The sequence below is a fragment of the Ruegeria sp. YTSC106 genome, from assembly GCF_059609765.1.
On the sequence record NZ_JBXWMI010000006.1, the window covers coordinates 1 to 18,725 of the forward strand.

Sequence of the window (18,725 nt, forward strand, 5' to 3'; positions counted from 1 at the left end):
TCCCAAACGCATGCTCAATCCCGTGCATCTGCAGAACCTTAACAAACGCCTCTTCCGTCGTCATCTTCATGTGGGTGATTCCTTATCTTTTCAGGACGCTGAAGCCCCTGTGAGTTACAGTATTTCGTCTTTGAGGTAGTAGCCGACATACGCCATGCGTTGTCCCAGACGGCGAAACGGCGTCAGGATGCCGTGGCTCGGCAAAGGGGACGTGAAGATCGGCAGCTCAAATGCCTTGTCCTTCTTGCCTGCAACCAGCTGCGCCATGCGTCGTCCGGCCTGGGCCGAGTACATCACGCCATTGCCGCCGTAACCCATGGCGTAGAACACGCTCTGCTCAGGATCCGGCCGGAAAATGCGCGGCATCATATCGTGGCTGACATCAACCCAGCCCCACCAGGAATAGTCGAGGTTGATATCCTTTAGCGCCGGGAACTTGCGGGCAAGTCCCTTCTTCAGCATGTCCAGATGTTTGCCGTTCTCGGCATCACGCCCTGTCACCGCGCTGCGGCTGCCGATCTGCATCCGATTGTCCGGCAAAAGGCGGTAATAGTGGCGCAGCGTTCGGGTGTCCGTCAGGGGGGATTTGGTCTGGATACCGCATTCATCCAGCTCGGCCTGTGTCAGAGGTCGTGTCACCATCGAGTTTGACAGGATTGGCATCAGGCGGTGCCTGGTGCGGTTGTTGAGACCCGGCGGAGTATAGCCCGCCGTTGCTAAGGCAACGGATTTCGCGCGCACAATACCACCCGGTGTACGCAAGTGATGTACTCCGCCTTTGGTCTGCCATCCCATGACCGGGCTGCCGGTGTGGATTTTCACGCCCAGCCTGCGCGCCATGTTGACATAACCGAAGGCCAGCTTGCCGGCGTGGATGCAGGTTCCGTCTGGTTCCCACATCGCGCCTGCGGCCTCCATGTCCCGCACATGTTTTTCATGCAGCTCATCTCGGGACAGGATACGCGAACCATAGCCGAACACATCGTTCAGCAATTTGCTCTCTTTCTTGAGCGACGACATGACTTTTTCACGATGTGCGATGTAGTAGTGGCCGCCCGGCTGTGGATCACAATCGATTTCATCCGACGAGATCAGATCGTTGAACAACTCGAAAGCTTCAGTGACTTCGGCATGCATGCCTTTGGCCACATCTGTGCCCCAGCGCTGAATCCATTGCGACCGTTTCAGCCGCCCGGATGAGATCTGGGCCTGCCCGCCATTGCGGGTCGAGCATCCCCAGGCCACGGTATTTGCTTCAAGAACAACCGCTTGGATACCGTGTTCCTTGGCAAGGTGAATGGCAGTGGACAGGCCGGTATATCCCGACCCGATCACCACGACATCCGCATCCAGATCACTGGAGATCGGTCCGTCATCAGCCGGAGGTGTTCCGGCTGTTCCTATCCAATATGTTGGCGCATGGTCGCGATTGTGACCCGGACCCGCATCCATGATGGGGTCATACTTTGGATCATAGCTGGCTTTGGGCCAGTGACGCGGGATGCTGTGGTCCACCATTCTTGTTTTTCTCCGAGGCTGCGCGCAAGGCGGCGGATCAGGCTTTGAACATTGGGCGTGTCTTGCGAAGCGCCTGTTTTACGACGATCTTCCCGTCACGCACGGTAAACAGGTCTGCGCCTTCAGCTTCGACCCGCATACCGTCGGCATCGGTTCCCGAAAAGGTCCACTCGGACACGGCGCGATCGCCGTGGACAAAATGACTGTGGTGATCCCAGTGTGCGTCCTTCATGCCTGCCCAGACGCCTGAGAAGGCAGCGGCGATAGCTTCAGAACCTTCGACTTTGTTGCCGTATTTCTCGTCACCAGCCACGGTGTAGAACACGCAGTCATTGGCGAAATGGGTCATCACACCTTCGATGTCGTGACGGTTGAACGCGTCGAACGTGTCTGCCAGGTCCTGCGCAGTGAGGGTATTGCTCATGGTCTTGTCTTTCGTGGTTTTTCAATTGGATGTTTCGTCGTCCCGGTATGGAACGACGAGCGTGGGGATATCTGCACGGCGAAGCACACGCTTGGCGACTGTGCCAAGGAACGTGTGCGAGAATCCGTGATCGTGGGCGCCCAAAACGATCAGGTCGCAATTGAGCTGATGTGCGCGTCGCAGAATCACTTCGGCGGGGTGTCCGTCGATGATTTCGATCGTTTCGATCTGATCCTGGATACCGCGATCAGCTTCGGGTAATGCAGCCCAGAATGCCTTTTGCCGCTCGGTCAGCACCGCCTTGACGTGGTCATGACGCGCTTTCAGAGCTTCATTGCGCGAGCCTGTATCTTGCATGAACATGCGAAGAGTTATCAGCGCGTCGTCGCTGAGGGGCTCGGAGACGTGCAGAACATGTAATTTTGCCCCTGTTGACGCGGCCAAGCTGGCCGCGTGCTTTAGGGCATAGGTGGAATTTCGCGACAGATCTGTCGCGAAAAGGATCTGCGTAATTGTTTGTTTCATGGTTTCAGTTCCCTTTTCCGTTCATTCGCGCCTAGTAACCGAACACGCGCGGCAGCCAGAGCGAGATCTCGGGGAAGAACGCAATGATGAAGATCGCAATCGTGTTGATGAAGGCGAACGGCAGGGCGCGTAACGAAATCTCTTCAATCGAGATCTTCGATATCCCCGACGCGATGAACAGGTTTTCACCCAGCGGTGGTGTCTGGAACCCGATGCCCAGCGTACAGACCATAACCACACCAAAGTGGATCGGATCTATGCCCACGCTATAAGCTACGGGCAGCATCACCGGAACCAGGATCAGGATGGTTGCAAGTGTCTCCATGAACATGCCGACGAACAGCAGGAACAGGATCACAAGTGTCCAGATCACATAGATGTTGTCAGTAAAAGACAACATACCCTGCGCGATCACAGCCGGCACCTGGTTTTCAACCAATAGACGCCCGAATACTGTTGCCGTGAACATGATCAGAAGAACCCGACCGGTCAGCCAAGTGGTGGTTTCCAATGCACCGAACAGACTGCTCCACGACAGCTCGCGATAGATGAACGCGCCCACGATCAGCGTGTAGAAGATCGCAACAATGGCCGCTTCTGTCGGTGTGAAGTAGCCTGAATAGATGCCACCAAGGATCACCACCGGTGCCATCAGCGCCCAGAAGCCGCGATACATCTCGCACCACATAAGGCGTGCAGACCAGCCATCCGTACTGCCGGTGTAGTTGTTCTTTTTCGCTAGAATGTAGTTCATCAGCAGCAGGCTGCCTGCGATCAGGAAGGCGGGCATAAATCCAGCGATAAAGAGCTTCGGAATCGAAACGGTCTGGAACTGGCCGAATTCTTCTACAGCTTCAGGTGGGGGCGGCATGCCCAATGCAGCGATGCCAAAAATGATCAGCGGGATCGACGGTGGGATAACGATGCCCAGACCACCTGACGAGGCAGTTATGGCCGATGCAAAACCCTTCGAATAACCGCGATCGATCATGGCCGGGATCATCAGCATGCCAACGGCGGCAGTCGTTGCCGGGCCAGAACCAGAGATAGCACCGAAGAACAGGCAAGCCATGACGGTTGCAGCCGACATGCCGCCTGTGAACGGACCCGCGAAGCTTTCGGCGACATTGATAAGCCGTCGCGACAGCCCCGAGGCCTCCATCAAAGCACCAGCCAGAATGAAAGCGGGTAACGCCATCAGCGGGAAGGACCCAACCGAGGTAAAGGCGATCTGTACGAATTTGATCGGGTTTTCACCCAAGTAAAGAAAGGTGATCAAGGTTGAGACGCCAAGCGCCACGGTGATCGGAGCACCGATGAACAGCAGAAAGAGAAATCCGCCGAACAGCAGTGGGATAATTTCAGCGCCCATTACTTTTCTCCCTCAGAGCTGGAAGTGGTGTGGCTATGGCTTTCGGCCTCGGCTTTGACAGCATCTAGATCAATCGAATCCGGATCGACTATCTCTTCATCCAGCACGAGTTTTCGGTAGTTCACCTGGATCACGCGGATGGTCATAAGGGTGAATGCGATAGGCAAGACGATATAGACCCAGCTCAGGTGGAACCCGAGGGTCTGCGACGACTGAAATCGATTCATCTTGTTGAAGATGAAATCAATCGCCAGATAGACGAAAACGACATTGAAGAAGATCCAGAAGAGATCCGCGAATGCCTCGATGTATTTGATCGCGCGGGGCGACAGGAACTTGAACTGAAACGTCACCCGGTTATGGGCGCCCATCTTTGCCGCGTAGCTGGCGCCAAAGAAGACAAACCAGACGAACATGTAGATCGACAGTTCTTCGACCCAGGAAAACGAGAACGCAAATAGCGTTCTCACGATAACCTGAAGAAACAACAGACAAACGAATATCGCCAACAACGTGCGACAGATATAGCTTTCGATGTTGTCTACAAATCCCCAAAATTTCGACATCTGACCCTCCCTTTTTGTAGGAGGGCACCGTCAGGCACCCCCCATTTCATTGACCTTTTGGTCCTTGCTTATTGCGAAACCGGCTCGCGGCCGATTTCAGCCAGCACAGCGTTGAGCTTTTCGACGCCACCGATGCTTTCATAAAACTTCGGCCACACGGCGGTGGTTGCCAGTTCGATGAATTCGGCCTCGTCGTTCTCAGGGTCGACTATTTCCATGCCTTTTTCGATCAGGATCTCTTTGATCTCAGCTTCCTTCTCGCGCAAGAAGTCGGCAGACGCCTGTGTCGCGGCTTTACCGGCTTCAAGAATGATCGCCTGATCTTCGGCGGACAGTTCCTGGAATACCTGCTCGGAAATGATGAGCGGTTCGATCGAGAAGATGTATCGGATGTTCGTCACATACTTCTGAACTTCGTAGAACTTCATCGCGTTGATGGTGGTGTAAGGGTTGTCCTGACCGTCAACAACTTTGGTCTGCAGTCCGGCGAAAGTTTCCGACCATGCCATCGGCGTCGGGCTGATACCCCAAGACTTATACGTGTCGATCATGATCTCGTTCTTGGGAACGCGGATCACGAGGCCTTCCAGATCGGCAACCGACTTGACCGGCTTTTTTGAGTTGGTGAGAACGCGGAAACCTGTGTAAGTCCAAGCGATGATGCGAACACCGGCGTCGTTGATTGTGTTCTCAGTCAGTTCCTGACCGATTGGGCCCTGGGTCAGCTTTTCGGCGTCCTCAAGGCTGAGGATCACGTAAGGCAGGGTGAACACGCCAACAGTCGGCGAGAACGGGGTAATGTTGTTGATCGCCAGCAGCGACATATCGAGCGTGCCAATGGCCGCGTCGTTGACGGTATCCTGCTCGGATCCGAGCTGACCGTTCAGGAAAAGAGTTGCCGTATGATTGCCACCCGATAGCTCTTCAAGGGCAGCTTTGAAGCCCAGTCCCGTTGCTTCTTGGCTGGAACCCCCGCTGTCGCCAACTGCGATTTTGAAGTTCTTCGCGTCAGCCGCGCCTGCGACCATCAGTGCGGCAACGGATACGGCTGCACTGATGGTGCCTAGCTTCTTGATAAATGACATGGATTTCCTCCCATTTGTCGTGTTTCGAGGTGCGCGCTGACCCGGGGAGAGATAGGCCAGTCCGATTCTACCTCGGCGACACGAAGCTAACTTGCCAACATGGTTTCGTCGTTGTTAATATTTGCGCGAAAGGTTTCACAAATATCAAACATACGATATGAAACAGAACAAACTTGATACCCGGATCGGGGACACCGACATCCGTCTTCTGCGCGTTTTTAAAACCGTCGCGGAAAGTGGTGGAATTACTGCCGCCGAGATCGAGCTGAACATCGGAAAATCGACGATCTCGAAACACTTGTCTGACCTGGAACTGAGGCTTGGCCTGAAGCTGTGCAACCGGGGACCGTCAGGATTTTCACTGACGGAAGACGGCGAGAAGGTGCTGGCGGCGGCAGAAGACCTACTTATTTCCGTGGCGCAGTTCAGAACCGAAGTCAACGAAGTCAAACAGCAATTGGCCGGCAGTATCCGCGTGGCTCTGTTTGATCAATGTACGACCAACCCTGAGGCCCAACTTGCCCGCACCATTCACAAGTTCAATGAGGCCGCACCGGCGGTTCACATTGAACTGTCGCTGGAACCTCCCAACGTGATCGAAACAATGGTCATCAGCGGGCATCTGGATGTCGGCATCATCGCGTTGCACAGACCATCGGCAAGCCTGGACTACACACCGCTCTACGGGGAAAACATGTTCTTGTACTGTGGGCAGGAACACCCCCTGTTTGATCGCCCAGATCCGGAGTTGCATTTGAGTGATCTTCGCAAGTTCAACTACGCCGGCTTGAACGTAAACTCTCCGAACCTCATCGTTGGTCAACAACTGGGGTTTCGACGTGCCGCCAAGGTGCAAAACGAGCAGGCACTGGTTATCCTGATACTTTCAGGCCGCTACCTTGGGTTTCTTCCGGACCATCTGGCGCAGGAATTTGTCGAACAGGGGATTATGAAGCAGGTTTTACCGCGGGAAATCAAATACAGAACCCGTTTCGCGGCCGTAGCCAGGAAACAACCTGCGCCAACACGCGTGGCCAAGTTGTTTCTGGAAACATTGGAAAAGGTGCATTCTCAGGTGCAGTAAGAACGTGCTCAGGGCGTCTTGTTTTCCAAGCCCAAACCCGCCCGCCTGGAAGCAGCGCACGACGCGAGGCCGGTCGGATCAATCGCAGGCTGCGGTAACGATCATTTCGACCTTCAGAACATCACGGGCCAGTTTCGCCTCGCCACAGGCACGGGCCGGGGCGTGGCCCTCTGGCACCCAGGCATCCCAGACCGCGTTCATTTCGGCAAAATCGGCCATGTCCGACAACCAGATCACACATTGCAGGATGCGCGTCTTGTCACTGCCGGCCTTGGCCAGAAGGTCCTCGACCTTGGCAAGGATGTCACGGGTTTGATCCGCAACCGTTGCGGCATCCGAAACCTGTCCGCACAGATAGGCGGTTCCGTTATGTTTGACGATGCGGCTCATGCGCTGGCCGGTTTCGATGCGAGTGATGGTCACGACTGCTGTCTCCTGTCACGAAAGGTATCTTCCAGCTGGGCGATAGAGTGAAACGATGCCAACTGCCACCCCGGACAATCAATCATCGAATAAACGCCAACCTGCCGTGCGGGATCATTCAACCCGACAGCGCACTTATGTTGGTTGATCAAATATTTCGTGCGGTTTGGAGGTTCGACAAGTGACCGAACCTCTTTGTCGCTCTTCTTCCCCAGGTGTTGTAGTGCGTGGTGAGCCAGTCGGTCAGCGACCTGCAGACAGGTCGTTTTCACCGGGGTTCTTTCTGTCCTGTCTTGCAGTCATCCGCCAACGATCTGGATGAAACATCCCGGTGTTGGATGACAAGGAGTTTGACGGAGAATTCCCAGTCTGTTTTCAATCGGCACAGAGTTCCACCGCTCGCCTTAAACTCGGAGCGCCATATGCCACCCGACACTGCCACCACAGTACTTTTTGCATTGCCGCTACGGGACAGCGAGGTTGGTCAACTGATGTCATTGGTTTTGAAAAAGGACGGGTGGTCATGATCCGCGATGTGTTGCTGCAACCGTATCAGCTGAAACATCTGACGCTGAAGAACAGGATCATGACGACCAGTCATGAACCTGCCTACCCCGAAGACGGCATGCCCAAGGAGCGTTATCGCGCCTATCATGAGATACGTGCGAAAGCTGGTGTTGCCATGACCATGACAGCTGGGTCTGCCACCGTCAGCCGCGACAGCCCGCCGGTATTCAACAACATCCTTGCCTACAAGGACGAGGTCGTACGCTGGATGGCTGAATTGACGGATGCCTGCCATGCTCATGGTTGCGCAGTGATGATCCAATTGACCCATCTGGGGCGACGCACGGGTTGGAACAAGGGCGATTGGCTGCCCTCCGTCTCTTCGTCGCATTATCGTGAACCGGCCCACCGGGCTTTTGCGAAGAAGATGGAAGACCATGATATTGAGCGGATCGTGAGCGATTATGCCGATGCAGCCGAACGTATGAAGGCCGCAGGTCTCGACGGAATCGAATTGCAAGCCTATGGCCACCTGATCGATCAGTTCTGGTCACCGCTCACCAATACGATGGACGCGCCCTATGGCGGCAGTCTCGACAATCGGTTGCGGTTCGGCTTCATGGTTCTGGATGCGATCCGCGACCGTGTCGGGACGGATTTCATCGTTGGCGTCCGCTACACAGCAGATGAGGTTGAAAAAGGCGGAATCACCGAAGAAGACGGGCTGGAAATCGCCCGAAGGCTGCGCGACAGCGGTCAGGTCGATTTCCTGAACGTCATTCGCGGCCGTATTCATACAGACCCTGCCATGACGGATGTGATCCCGGTGCAGGGCATGAAAAGCGCACCACATCTGGATTTTGCCGGGCGCGTACGAGCCGAAATCGGGATGCCGACCTTCCATGCATCACGCATTCCCGATGTGGCAACCGCACGACATGCAGTGGCGTCCGGGTTGCTGGATATGGTCGGCATGACCCGCGCACACATGGCCGACCCGATGATAGTGTCCAAAATTCAGGCCGGTCGGGAAGATGACATCCGCCCCTGCGTCGGCGCAACCTACTGCCTGGACCGGATTTATCAGGCCGGTGAAGCCCTTTGCATTCATAACCCTGCTACCGGGCGCGAATTGTCGATGCCGCACGTGATCACCGCGGCCAAGTCCCGCCGCCGGGCGGTCATCGTCGGCGCAGGGCCCGGAGGGCTCGAAGCGGCACGGGTTGCGGCAGAACGCGGTCATGACGTTACCGTTCTGGAAGCGGCCTCTGAACCCGGCGGTCAGGTTCGTCTGGCCGCGCAGTCCCGACGCCGGGCCGAGATGATCGGGATCATCGACTGGCGCATGGCGCAATGCGCTGCACGCGATGTCAGGTTCCAATTCAACACGTTTGCAGACGCGGGTGACCTAAAAGCATTTTCGCCCGATATTGTGGTTATCGCGACCGGAGGGTTGCCCGAGACGACGATATTGGAAACCGGCAACGATCTGGCGGTTTCGGCGTGGGACATCCTGTCCGGAGACGTGCACCCGGGCGAAAACGTGCTGATCTACGATGATGCGGGCGACCACCCGGCCCTTATGGCGGCCGAAATCATCGCCGAGTCCGGTTCGCGGGTTGAGATCATGACCCGCGACCGCAGCTTTGCGCCTGAAATCATGGGCATGAATCTGGTGCCATATATGCGTGCGCTGCAAAAAACGGGAGCGCTGTTCACCGTAACCCGGACGCTGAAATCGTTGGTACGCTCAGGCAATCAACTGGAAGCCGCCATTGGAACGGATTACTCGGATCTTGTTGAAAAGCGCATGTATGATCAGGTGATCGTCAATCAGGGCACCTTGCCTCTGGACGATCTCTATTTCGAACTCAAGCCGCTTTCGCGAAATCTTGGCGCTGTGGATCACGACGCTCTTGTCGCGAATTCGGGTGACGTGTTTCTGCTGGTGAACCCGAAGGCTGACTTTGATCTGTATCGAATCGGAGACGCCGTTTCCTCGCGCAACATACACGCAGCAGTCTATGATGCGCTGCGGCTTGGCCTTCGGTGGTGACGCCGTCAGAGAAAGCGCTTTGAACACGTACCACCGATTACCTGTACGGCATGAAACCACTTTTGCGCCCGAACGAAAAGGACCGGACATGAGCAATATTGAGGTCATCGAGACTGTTTGGATACCGCTACCTGACGGCACGAAACTCGCGGCGCGCCTGTGGCTGCCGGAAAACACGAAAATCGTCCCTGTGCCCTGCATCCTGGAATACATCCCCTATCGTCGTCGGGACAGAACACGGATGCGGGATGAAAGCATGCACCCGCATTTTGCGGACGCCGGCTATGCATCAATCCGCGTTGATATCCGGGGTTACGGTGACAGTGACGGCGTCTCCGAAGACGAGTATTCGCATCAGGAAATTCAGGACGGTCACGACGTCATCCAGTGGATTGCCGATCAGGACTGGTGCGATGGAAATGTCGGAATGTTCGGCAAAAGCTGGGGGGCATATAACGCGTTTCAGGTGGCGGCGACACGTCCTCCGGCGTTGAAGGCGATAGCCCCGGTTATGGGCACAGACGACCGGTGGCGCGAGGACATTCACTTTTACGGCGGATGTCTGGCCAACGACAATTTCTGGTGGGGCTCGATCATGCAGCTGTACAACGCCATGCCACCAGACCCAGAGATTGTCGGCGCGGACCGCTGGCTTGACATGTGGCGCGAGCGGTTGGAAGGCGCTGAGTTCTGGCCGGCCATGTGGCTGGAGCACCAGACCCATGACGAGATGTGGCGGCGCGGTTCGATCTGCGCGAATTATGCCGACGTGGATGTGCCGGTCTACTTTTTCGGCGGTTGGATGGATCTGTACCGGGATACGCCATTCCGCATCGCCGAACACCTCAGCGGACCGGTCAAGATCCTGATGGGGCCATGGGCGCATCTTTACCCGCATGAAGGGGTGCCCGGCCCCAAGGCTGATTTCGTCGGAGAGGTCATCCGGTTCTGGGATCACTGGCTGAAGGGAAAAGACACAGGGTTGATGGACGAACCGCCCTTGCGGTTTTTCCTTCAAGACAGCACAGCGCCGACCGGAACGCATCTGGAACGCACGGGGCGCTGGGTCGAAGAGCCGAGCTGGCCGTCACCGAATATCACCAATACGTCCCTGTGGCTGAATGAGCTGACGCTTGAGGCAGACCCCGTTTCCGGAGCAGAGCTTGCGATTTGCTCGCCGCAAAGCTTTGGGGCAGCCGCAGGTGATATGTGCTCTTTCGCCATACCCGGCGACATGGCGGCAGACTGCCGGATCGACGCCGCAGGCGCATTGCAGTTCAAAGCGGCACCACTTGAAGACGCACTTGATATTTTGGGGCAACCGTCCGTCGATCTGAAGGTTTCAGCAGATCAGGCTCAGGGCTTTGTCGTTGCATTGCTGGTGGACGAAGCCCCGAACGGTGCGCAGACGCTGATTGCACGGGGATTCTGCAACCTCAACCACCGGCTCAGCGATACAGAACCCACACCGATCACACCCGGAGAGGAGATGGCAGTAACCGTCCCGATGTATGGAACAGGATATCGGGTTCTGTCAGGTCATCGCATCGTTTTGCAGATTGCTTCGGCTTATTGGCCTGTTCTTTGGCCCACCCCCGAACCTGTAACGCTTTCGATAAGGCCGGGTCGCTCGTACCTGTCTCTTCCCATCCGCAACCAGGGCATTGAAACAACAGAACCACGCCCGCTGCCCGAACCGATAGCGTCCGGTGCCCGGCCCAGAAAGACCAAAGTGAGATCGGGCTCGATGGAGCGCTCGGTCCACACGGACCTGACGAATGGCGAGGTAACTCACAGGTTTTTCCTTGACGGAGGCGTCTTCGGGCCGGTGGGTGATTTCCGTCTCGACGATATAGGGACGGTGCTCAGCGACGTGTCAGATCGGAGATATACAATCCGTCCGGGCGACCCGCTTTCGGGTGTTGCCACGATGGAGCAGACCGCCGGTTTCGACCGTGAAGGCTGGTCAGCCAGGATCTGGACCTATTCCGAACAACGAGCAACGGCCACCGAGTTTCATTTGATCTCGCGCCTGAAGGCATGGTCGGGGGAGGAGCTGATCTTTGAAGAAGAGAATTCGCATGTCATTCCGCGCAACGGAATGTAGTTGAAAACACTGTAGAACAATTGCGTTGAAACCCTTTGACGGGACTTGCCTTTGCAGTCCTGTCAATCCAACCGAATGGTTCAAGCCTGCGCGGGAATGTCTGGACGGGTCTGTCGTTGCACCATGTGCCGGTCAGAAACCCAAAGCGCTGCCGGATTTGATGGTATCCATTGAAACGAAGGTTTTGAACTTTCGAATATTTCCGTTTTCAAAGAACATCCGGCGGGTGAAATCTTCGTAAACCGCCATGCTTTCGACGACCACGACAACCATGAAATCTACCTCTCCGGTCACATAAAAGCATTGCTGGACTTCCGGAGCATTCAGCAAGGTTTTCTTGACGGCATCAATCTCGTCAGGGGTTTCGCTGACCAGTTCAAGTTCGACAAAGATGGTAAGCTGAAGACCAACGGCTGCCGGATCAACAATGGCGACATTGGCGCGGATCACGCCCTCGGCCTCCATCCGGCGGATACGGCGCTGCACAGAGGGTGCAGACAGGTTTACGGCCTCGCCAATCTTGTGCTGCGTGGTTTTGTTGTCTTTCTGCAGGATCCGCAGGATCGCGCGGTCGAACTCGTCTAATTGTGTCATGTGAAAGAAACTTGCATGATATGCATCAAACTAGAGCCCTTTTTTCAGGTCAGTTGCAATAAAATTGTTTCGACCACGTTCACAATGCATCGAAGGGAAAGAGTCGCCGTGACCGCATTGACAGAAAGCCTGCCTGCGTTGCGCCATGAGTTTCATCGCAACCCCGAGCTTGGATTTCAGGAAAACTGGACCAAAGCACGGATTGCCGGGCATCTGCGAAGCTTGGGCATCGAGGTATACGAAGGTGTCGGCGTTGTGGGTGTCTTGAAGTCGGGCAACGGCAACCATGCCATCGGGCTGCGCGCGGATTTCGACGCGCTGCCGATCACCGAGGTCAATACGTTTGCCCACAAGTCGCAGAACGAAGGTGTCATGCATGCCTGTGGACATGATGGCCACACGGTGATGCTGCTTGGGGCCGCCGAATTGCTGGCCAAAGATCCGGCGTTTGACGGCACGGTTGTCTTCCTGTTTCAGCCCAATGAAGAGCATGGGCTTGGGGCAAGGGCGATGATCGATGAGGGCGTTTTGCGGACCTTCCCGATTCAAGAGGTTTACGGCGCACACAATCTGCCCGGTGAGCCTGTTGGCCGGGTTTCAACCCGTGCCGGAGTGATCTGTTGCAGTGAAAGCCTGTTCGAGATCACGATTACCGGTCAGGGCGGTCATGCCTCGATGCCCCATGTCGGGCGCGAAACGATCACGCCTGCGGCGGAACTGGTATTGGCCCTGCAAACCATAGTTTCACGCAAGCTTGCACCTTCATCCGGCGCGGTTGTGTCAGTAACCGAGTTCATCACCGACGGGCAGCGAAATGTGCTTCCGGGGTACACGGTTCTGAAAGGTGACGCGCGGGCCATGTCACCGGAAGACCGTACGTTGATAGAGCGCAATATGCGCCAGATCGCAGCCGGTGTGGCCGAAAGCCATGGCGTCGAAGTGACTGTGGATTTCCGCACAGAGTTCATCGAGGCAAACAACGATCGCGATGCCGCATCGCACGTCATTTCAGCGGCAGCAGCCATTGGCCTTGAAGTGGACGGAGACCGCTCTGCCATGTCTTTTTCGGAAGATTTCGCTGAGTTTGCTGCCGTCGTGCCCGGGTGTTTCCTGCTTATTGGCAACGGGACCGAAGGATCAAATGGTCGTCCGCTGCACTCGGCTGATTACGATTTCAACGACGAACTGCTCCCGCTGGGCGCAAAATTCTGGGCAGAGCTGGTGCGGCAGCGCCTGCCGCTGAACCCCTGACAGGACACATGACCATGACAGAAATCATCGCTCATCAGGCAGGCAGGCCGGGTTTTGGCGCCGCTGCCGAAACCGTATTGACAAAACAGGATTTCGATCGCGCGGCTAAGGAAATCACCCAATGGGAGGGGTATGCGCCCACGCCTCTGCATTCTTTGCCCGCGTTGGCAGCCGAGATTGGCGTCGCGGAGGTCCACTACAAGGATGAAGGTCCCCGGTTTGGGCTTGGCAGTTTCAAGGCATTGGGGGGTGCATTTGCCGCGTTGCGTGTTCTGCAACGTGAAATATCACGCCGGACGGGCCAGGATGTGTCTTTGGAAGATATCCGCACTGGCCGCTGCGCTGATGAAGTTGCCGGGATCACGCTTGTTTCGGCGACCGATGGCAACCATGGTCGGTCCCTCGCGTGGGGGTGCAAACGGTTCGGCGCGCCTTGCCGGATCTACATTCACGCCGAAGTCAGTGAAGGCCGCGCGCAGGCCATGCGTGATCTGGGGGCTGATGTCATGCGCATCGATGGTGACTATGACGCCTCGGTGGATCAATGTCGGCGGGAAGCCGAAGAGAATGGCTGGTTCGTGGTTTCGGACACATCCTGGCCAGGTTACACCGACCCGCCGCGCGACGTGATGTCGGGCTACGGCGTCATGGTCAAAGAAGTCGTGAATGCAATGGACGCGGCGCCGACGCATGTCTTTCTGCAAGGAGGAGTCGGAGGGCTTGCCGCGGCAGTTGCGGCAGCATTGCGTCAGGCCTGGGGTGATGCCTCTCCGCGCGTCGTGGTTGTGGAACCGCATCTGGCCGCGTGTTTGTTCGAAAGCGCAAGGCAGGGGCAAGCCGCGTCTGTAGAAATCGATGAAGAGACCATTATGGCGGGTTTGTCCTGCGGTGTACCGTCTCCGATGGCATGGGAGATTTTGCGCAGTGAAGCCTCGGACTTTCTGACAATCGGCGATGAGCTGATACCGCCAACCGTCCGCCGCCTGGCGCGTCCGCAAGGCGCAGATCCGGTGATCGAAGCCGGAGAGAGCGGCGTTGCCGGATTGGCTGCATTGATTGAAGCGGCAAACAACCAGAAGCTTTTCCAGAAGCTTGGTTTGACGGCGCAGTCTCGTGTTTTGACTATCGGATCCGAAGGTGTGACGGATCCCGATATCTATGCCCTGATCATGCAAGGCGACGTGTAGCTCAGCCGCGTTTCTTGCGGTCGCAGATGCCAATCAGCTTAGTCCAAAACCCAGTTGCAATGGGTCCCAAGACGATTGAATCCGACATATCAGCCTGCAACGGAGAAGTTCCATCAAACGACATTTCGATGTCGTAGGAGTTGTATACAGGCCTGCCCCGCATGAGTAGCCGTTGGCTATGATACGCGCGTTAAATGAAAACTGGGCGCTGTTCCTGGGGATGTTCATGCTAATGGTTGCCAACGGTCTGTTGGCGACGTTGCTGACGATCCGGGGGGCCAGCCTGGGCTTTAGTGACTTCACGATTTCCGTCATGCAGGCAAGCTATCCCTTGGGCGCGCTTGCGGGGACGGCGCTTGCCCCAAGGCTGGTCGAAAATGTCGGGCATATTCGGGCATTTTCGGCCCTCGCCTCGCTGGTTTCAATTGCGGCCATTGTGCATCTGCTGACCAGCGACGCGATCAGCTGGAGCGTGATGCGCTTGCTGGGAGGGTTTTGCTATCCAGGGCTTTACGTCATCACCGAAAGCTGGCTGAACGCAAAAAGCGAAAACAGCATGCGTGCTCAGGTTCTGTCGCTGTATTTCATTATTCAGCTTGCCGGCCCAGCCCTCGGAACGGCCATGGTCGGTTTCCCCGACCCCACCGGAAACCTACTGTTCGGCCTTGTTTCCATCCTGATTTCGCTTTCGATCGTGCCGCTTCTTCTGTCGGGCAACAGGGCACCGGAATATGCCGCACCAGAACGCATGTCGGTTCCCGTGCTTTACAAGGTTTCGCCCATCGCAGTCATCGGCATCGTTCTGGTCAGCATCGGTGTCGCAGCGTCCTACATCTCGTTGCCGCTTTATGCGTTGCAAAACGGCTTTACGACGGCGCAGGCGTCAGGGGCGCTGGTGGCGGCGTTGATCGCCGGTGCGGTGGTACAATACCCGATCGGCTGGCTGTCTGATCACACGGACAGACGCTATGTGGTCATTGGGCTGGGCGTTATAACGACCCTGTCCAGTCTTTGGATGACCATCGATACATCACCGTCTCATATCGTCTATGGTTTTGTACTGATCGCAATCGGGCTGTACCCTGCGTATTCGATCCTGACGGCGCATGCCAATGATCAACTCAAGCTGTCTCAGATCGTTCCGGCCAGTGGCACGATGGTGCTGCTACTGAATGTCGGCCTGCTGGTGGGAACCATGCTGGGACCGAACTCTATCTCTTTGTTCGGCGGGCGCGGTCTTCAGTTTCTTCTGGCGGCTATCGGTATTGCGGTCGCCCTTTTCGCATTGATCCGGCGTGTTCAGGTGGCCGCGCCCACCGACACCGGCGATGTGCAGGTCGTGGGGATTATCGGCACCGGGCAACCCGGGGTTTTGCAGGCCGAAACTTGGGTTCAGGAAGAAGAAACCAAGGCAGACCCGGACTCATCCCACGGGTTCAAAGCATAGGCTGTTTCATTCGCGTCAAGCGCGACGGAAGTCGTGCCAATGTGGCGGTCAAACGGAGATCGAAGCCGCCTTTGAAGCACCGGACCATTCTGCACCACAGGACCCCGTCAGAAATCCGTCGCTCAACCGAATATCAGGATCAGCACCACGCAGGGCGCGCTCCAGTTCGCCCTGGGGAAGATCGCCGTCGATACGCTTTCGATACAGTTCGCACAGTTGATGGAAGCCGCCAGATTGCGGTGACAGGCGCAATGCCGAGATGCCAACCTGTTTCAGCAGGTCGATCTGATGGTCCGTACAGGCATAGCTGTCTGACAGGGTCTGCACCCCGTTCATTGCCATGAACGGCTTGCCGTCACCCGTAAGAACGTCCAACCCATCCGGATCGCCTTCGCAGGCAAACTGGCAATTGTCCTTGCTGCGCCCATGCAATCGCGCGTGGTAACAGCGCCCGGAAATGGCCAGCGGCAACCTGCCATGCCCCCATATTTCGATCGCGACACCCAAGTCCGAGGCAACTTGCGCAAGCGTTTTGACCGAAGCGACGGGCAGTTCCGGCGGAAAACAAACCCGGCGCGCACCCCGAGCGGCCAACCATTTCAAAGTGCCTTCGTTGTAGACATTCACCAACGGGCCAACGGTGAACGTGCAGGTGCCGGGCAAATGTGCCAACGCGGTCAGATCGTTGATCTCGACCATGACGCCCATTTCTGCAAGCTCAGCCGTGAGTTTGCGCTCGCGTTTCAGAGTCACCAGGGCCAGGCTTGTCAGCGCAACCTCTTTGCCCGCTTCGACCAATCGGGAAATCGCCTCGGGGATACGATCCTGATAAAATGGCAAGCGCTTGGAACAGACCAGTTCTCCGAGCACGACGCGGTCGACGGGCGATCGGGCCAGATCATCGTAAAACGCAGCCCAGGTTTCGGCGGGCCAGAAGAACTGGTTCGGGCCTACTGTCAGTTCCATCGGATTATCTCCACGTCTTCTTGTACGCGCCGGTCGTCATGGCCTGACCTTCGGACAATCGCGCAAGCATTCCTTCCGGCATCGGCTGGCCTGACTCCAGCGCATCGACCGCGATGCGAAAATTCCGAACGACCTGTGCAACATAGGATTTGGACCGTTGGCGCCCTTCGATCTTCAAGGCTGTCACACCTGCCTTTTGCAATTGCGGGATCAGCCGTTCTGCGTTCAGGCTGACGGGATCCTCGAACAGGTGCCCGGTTTTTTCACCGGCGGAAAAGCACCCTTTGCACAATGTCGGATAAGGAGCGGGCTCATCCGGTTCGACGCGGTGGATTAGGTAACCGCCAAGGCGCGCGTTCAACGCGCCCTGTTCTTCTTGATACTGCACATGGCTGGCAGGAGAGCAGACACCGTTCATATTGGGAGACAACCCGGTGGCATAAGAGGACAGCGAGCATCGCCCCTCGGCCATGACACAAAGGCCGCCGAACACGAAGACTTCGGTTTCGACGTCGGTTTCAGAGTTGATCGCGGCAATTTCCGGCACGGACAAAACGCGTGGCAAGACCACCCGTTTCACACCGAAGGTTTCGGCATAGAAATTGATCACGTCAGCATTGGCCGCCGCGGCCTGCACGGACAGGTGCCTGCGTAATCCGGGGTGGTGTCGCGCGGCGTAGTCCAGCAAACCCAGATCGGCGAGAATTACAGCATCCGCATCACAGGCTTCGGCATCCGCTACTGCCCGTTTCCAGATCTCTTCGCTGCCCGCCTGCGGGAAGGTATTGATTGCAACCAACACCTTCGATCCGTGATCGTGGGCAAAGGCAATTCCCGCCCGCATTTCAGCGCGATCGAAGTTGAGACCCGGAAAGTTGCGCGCATTGGTTTCATCATTGAAACCACAGTAAACAGTGTGAGCCCCGGCCTTGACAGCTGCACGCAGGGCGGTGGGCGTTCCCGCCGGGCAAACGATCTCCATTACCATAAAACAGCGTCCTCGGGTCGGGTCAGGCAAAGACCGGTTCGACGCTCTGCAAATGCGATGATCTGCTTCAGTGGGCGTGCAAGCGGGCCGGAAAGGGTTGCGGCCTCGTGCGCAAGATCCAGCTCTGCGTCGTCGATTGCGTTGCGCAACGCCAGTGCCGCGGCTGTGTCGCCCTCGATCACCAGATCGCGTGAAAAGAACAGGGCATCACCGTCAAACGCGCCGTGCACCAGCCCCAGCAGCGCGGCCAGTGGGCCGGAAATTCGCGCAGCCCCAACCACGCGCCCCCGACTCAACCTTATCCTTGGCGTGCCACCATTCGGTTCGAGGAGAAGGACAACCGGCAGATCCGTTGGATCGAGCACAAACGCGACCCGGCTGTAATCACCGAGCCGGTTGAGCAGGTCCGGGTGTTTCCCGGTTATCTTTCGGGAAAACGCCGTCAGTGACAGCGACAAAGGTGCAAGCGGAACAAACCGCAGGGTCGCTGCCAGAGCGGCAGGGCATCGCGGTATCTGGTTTTGGGGATCGGACAAACAGACCTCCTGCTGTCTCAACAAAGTGAACCGGTGCGGCCTTCCTAAAGCCGCCCCGGTGCCCGGGACTTGACGGTTGTCAATTCGAC

17 protein-coding genes are annotated in these 18,725 nt (G+C 56.8%); 6 read left to right on the forward strand and 11 right to left on the reverse strand.

What is annotated here, in order from left to right; translation table 11 throughout:
- Positions 1-114: 114 nt before the first annotated feature.
- The 6 genes from AC2FEB_RS09820 to AC2FEB_RS09845 all read right to left on the reverse strand — a co-directional run bounded on the left by AC2FEB_RS09820 (position 115) and on the right by AC2FEB_RS09845 (position 5,490).
- On the reverse strand, positions 115-1,518 hold the full coding sequence (locus AC2FEB_RS09820; protein ID WP_496677660.1) for an NAD(P)/FAD-dependent oxidoreductase: 1,404 nt from the start codon (positions 1,516-1,518) through the stop codon (positions 115-117).
- A gap of 37 nt (positions 1,519-1,555) precedes the next feature.
- Positions 1,556-1,942, reverse strand: coding sequence for a nuclear transport factor 2 family protein (locus AC2FEB_RS09825; protein WP_117873623.1), 387 nt, complete (start codon positions 1,940-1,942; stop codon positions 1,556-1,558).
- 21 nt (positions 1,943-1,963) lie between these two features.
- Entirely contained in the window at positions 1,964-2,467 is a 504-nt protein-coding gene (locus AC2FEB_RS09830; protein ID WP_117873625.1) for a universal stress protein, read from the reverse strand.
- Between the two features lie 31 nt (positions 2,468-2,498).
- Entirely contained in the window at positions 2,499-3,839 is a 1,341-nt protein-coding gene (locus AC2FEB_RS09835) for a TRAP transporter large permease (protein ID WP_117873627.1), read from the reverse strand.
- Positions 3,839-4,405: a TRAP transporter small permease gene (locus AC2FEB_RS09840; RefSeq protein ID WP_117873629.1), complete on the reverse strand. Its 567-nt coding sequence runs from the start codon at positions 4,403-4,405 to the stop codon at positions 3,839-3,841. The genes AC2FEB_RS09835 and AC2FEB_RS09840 overlap by 1 nt, the downstream gene beginning before the upstream one ends.
- Before the next feature lie 68 nt (positions 4,406-4,473).
- Positions 4,474-5,490, reverse strand: coding sequence for a TRAP transporter substrate-binding protein (locus AC2FEB_RS09845; protein ID WP_117873631.1), 1,017 nt, complete (start codon positions 5,488-5,490; stop codon positions 4,474-4,476).
- Positions 5,491-5,647: 157 nt separating this feature from the next.
- Here AC2FEB_RS09845 and AC2FEB_RS09850 point away from each other — a divergent pair, with 157 nt between their 5' ends.
- The gene (locus tag AC2FEB_RS09850) at positions 5,648-6,574 is read left to right on the forward strand and encodes a LysR family transcriptional regulator (protein WP_496683900.1); all 927 of its coding nucleotides are present in this window, start codon (positions 5,648-5,650) and stop codon (positions 6,572-6,574) included.
- Positions 6,575-6,652: 78 nt separating this feature from the next.
- On the opposite strand, the gene AC2FEB_RS09855 is transcribed toward AC2FEB_RS09850, so the two are convergent.
- Positions 6,653-6,997, reverse strand: coding sequence for a RidA family protein (locus AC2FEB_RS09855; RefSeq protein ID WP_496884011.1), 345 nt, complete (start codon positions 6,995-6,997; stop codon positions 6,653-6,655).
- A gap of 523 nt (positions 6,998-7,520) precedes the next feature.
- Between AC2FEB_RS09855 and AC2FEB_RS09860 the strand changes: the two genes are divergently transcribed.
- Positions 7,521-9,560 carry an oxidoreductase gene (locus AC2FEB_RS09860; RefSeq protein ID WP_496672936.1) on the forward strand — a complete coding sequence of 680 codons (2,040 nt, stop codon included), beginning with the start codon at positions 7,521-7,523 and terminating at the stop codon, positions 9,558-9,560.
- 88 nt (positions 9,561-9,648) lie between these two features.
- Positions 9,649-11,667 (forward strand): CocE/NonD family hydrolase, encoded by a 2,019-nt coding sequence (locus tag AC2FEB_RS09865; protein WP_496672933.1) that lies wholly within the window; start codon positions 9,649-9,651, stop codon positions 11,665-11,667.
- A gap of 132 nt (positions 11,668-11,799) precedes the next feature.
- Here AC2FEB_RS09865 and AC2FEB_RS09870 read toward each other — a convergent pair whose 3' ends face one another.
- Complete coding sequence (locus AC2FEB_RS09870) at positions 11,800-12,261, reverse strand: Lrp/AsnC family transcriptional regulator (RefSeq protein ID WP_299637544.1); 462 nt, start codon at positions 12,259-12,261, stop codon at positions 11,800-11,802.
- A gap of 108 nt (positions 12,262-12,369) precedes the next feature.
- Between AC2FEB_RS09870 and AC2FEB_RS09875 the strand changes: the two genes are divergently transcribed.
- From AC2FEB_RS09875 to AC2FEB_RS09885, 3 genes are all read left to right on the forward strand, one after another.
- Positions 12,370-13,512 (forward strand): amidohydrolase, encoded by a 1,143-nt coding sequence (locus AC2FEB_RS09875; protein WP_496672930.1) that lies wholly within the window; start codon positions 12,370-12,372, stop codon positions 13,510-13,512.
- A 14-nt stretch (positions 13,513-13,526) separates the two neighbouring features.
- A complete protein-coding gene (locus AC2FEB_RS09880; RefSeq protein WP_496672927.1) occupies positions 13,527-14,699 on the forward strand; it encodes a diaminopropionate ammonia-lyase in 1,173 nt (390 codons plus the stop codon).
- A gap of 178 nt (positions 14,700-14,877) precedes the next feature.
- On the forward strand, positions 14,878-16,146 hold the full coding sequence (locus AC2FEB_RS09885) for an MFS transporter (RefSeq protein WP_299901875.1): 1,269 nt from the start codon (positions 14,878-14,880) through the stop codon (positions 16,144-16,146).
- Positions 16,147-16,194: 48 nt separating this feature from the next.
- Here the strand turns inward: AC2FEB_RS09885 and ubiV are convergent, their stop codons facing one another.
- Genes ubiV through ubiT form a run of 3 tightly spaced genes read right to left on the reverse strand, consistent with a single transcriptional unit; the run spans position 16,195 to position 18,636 of the window.
- On the reverse strand, positions 16,195-17,112 hold the full coding sequence (ubiV, locus tag AC2FEB_RS09890; RefSeq protein WP_496672924.1) for a ubiquinone anaerobic biosynthesis protein UbiV: 918 nt from the start codon (positions 17,110-17,112) through the stop codon (positions 16,195-16,197).
- A 4-nt stretch (positions 17,113-17,116) separates the two neighbouring features.
- A complete protein-coding gene (ubiU, locus tag AC2FEB_RS09895; RefSeq protein ID WP_496672956.1) occupies positions 17,117-18,094 on the reverse strand; it encodes a ubiquinone anaerobic biosynthesis protein UbiU in 978 nt (325 codons plus the stop codon).
- On the reverse strand, positions 18,094-18,636 hold the full coding sequence (gene ubiT, locus AC2FEB_RS09900) for a ubiquinone anaerobic biosynthesis accessory factor UbiT (protein WP_496672920.1): 543 nt from the start codon (positions 18,634-18,636) through the stop codon (positions 18,094-18,096). The genes ubiU and ubiT overlap by 1 nt, the downstream gene beginning before the upstream one ends.
- Positions 18,637-18,725: the final 89 nt, after the last annotated feature.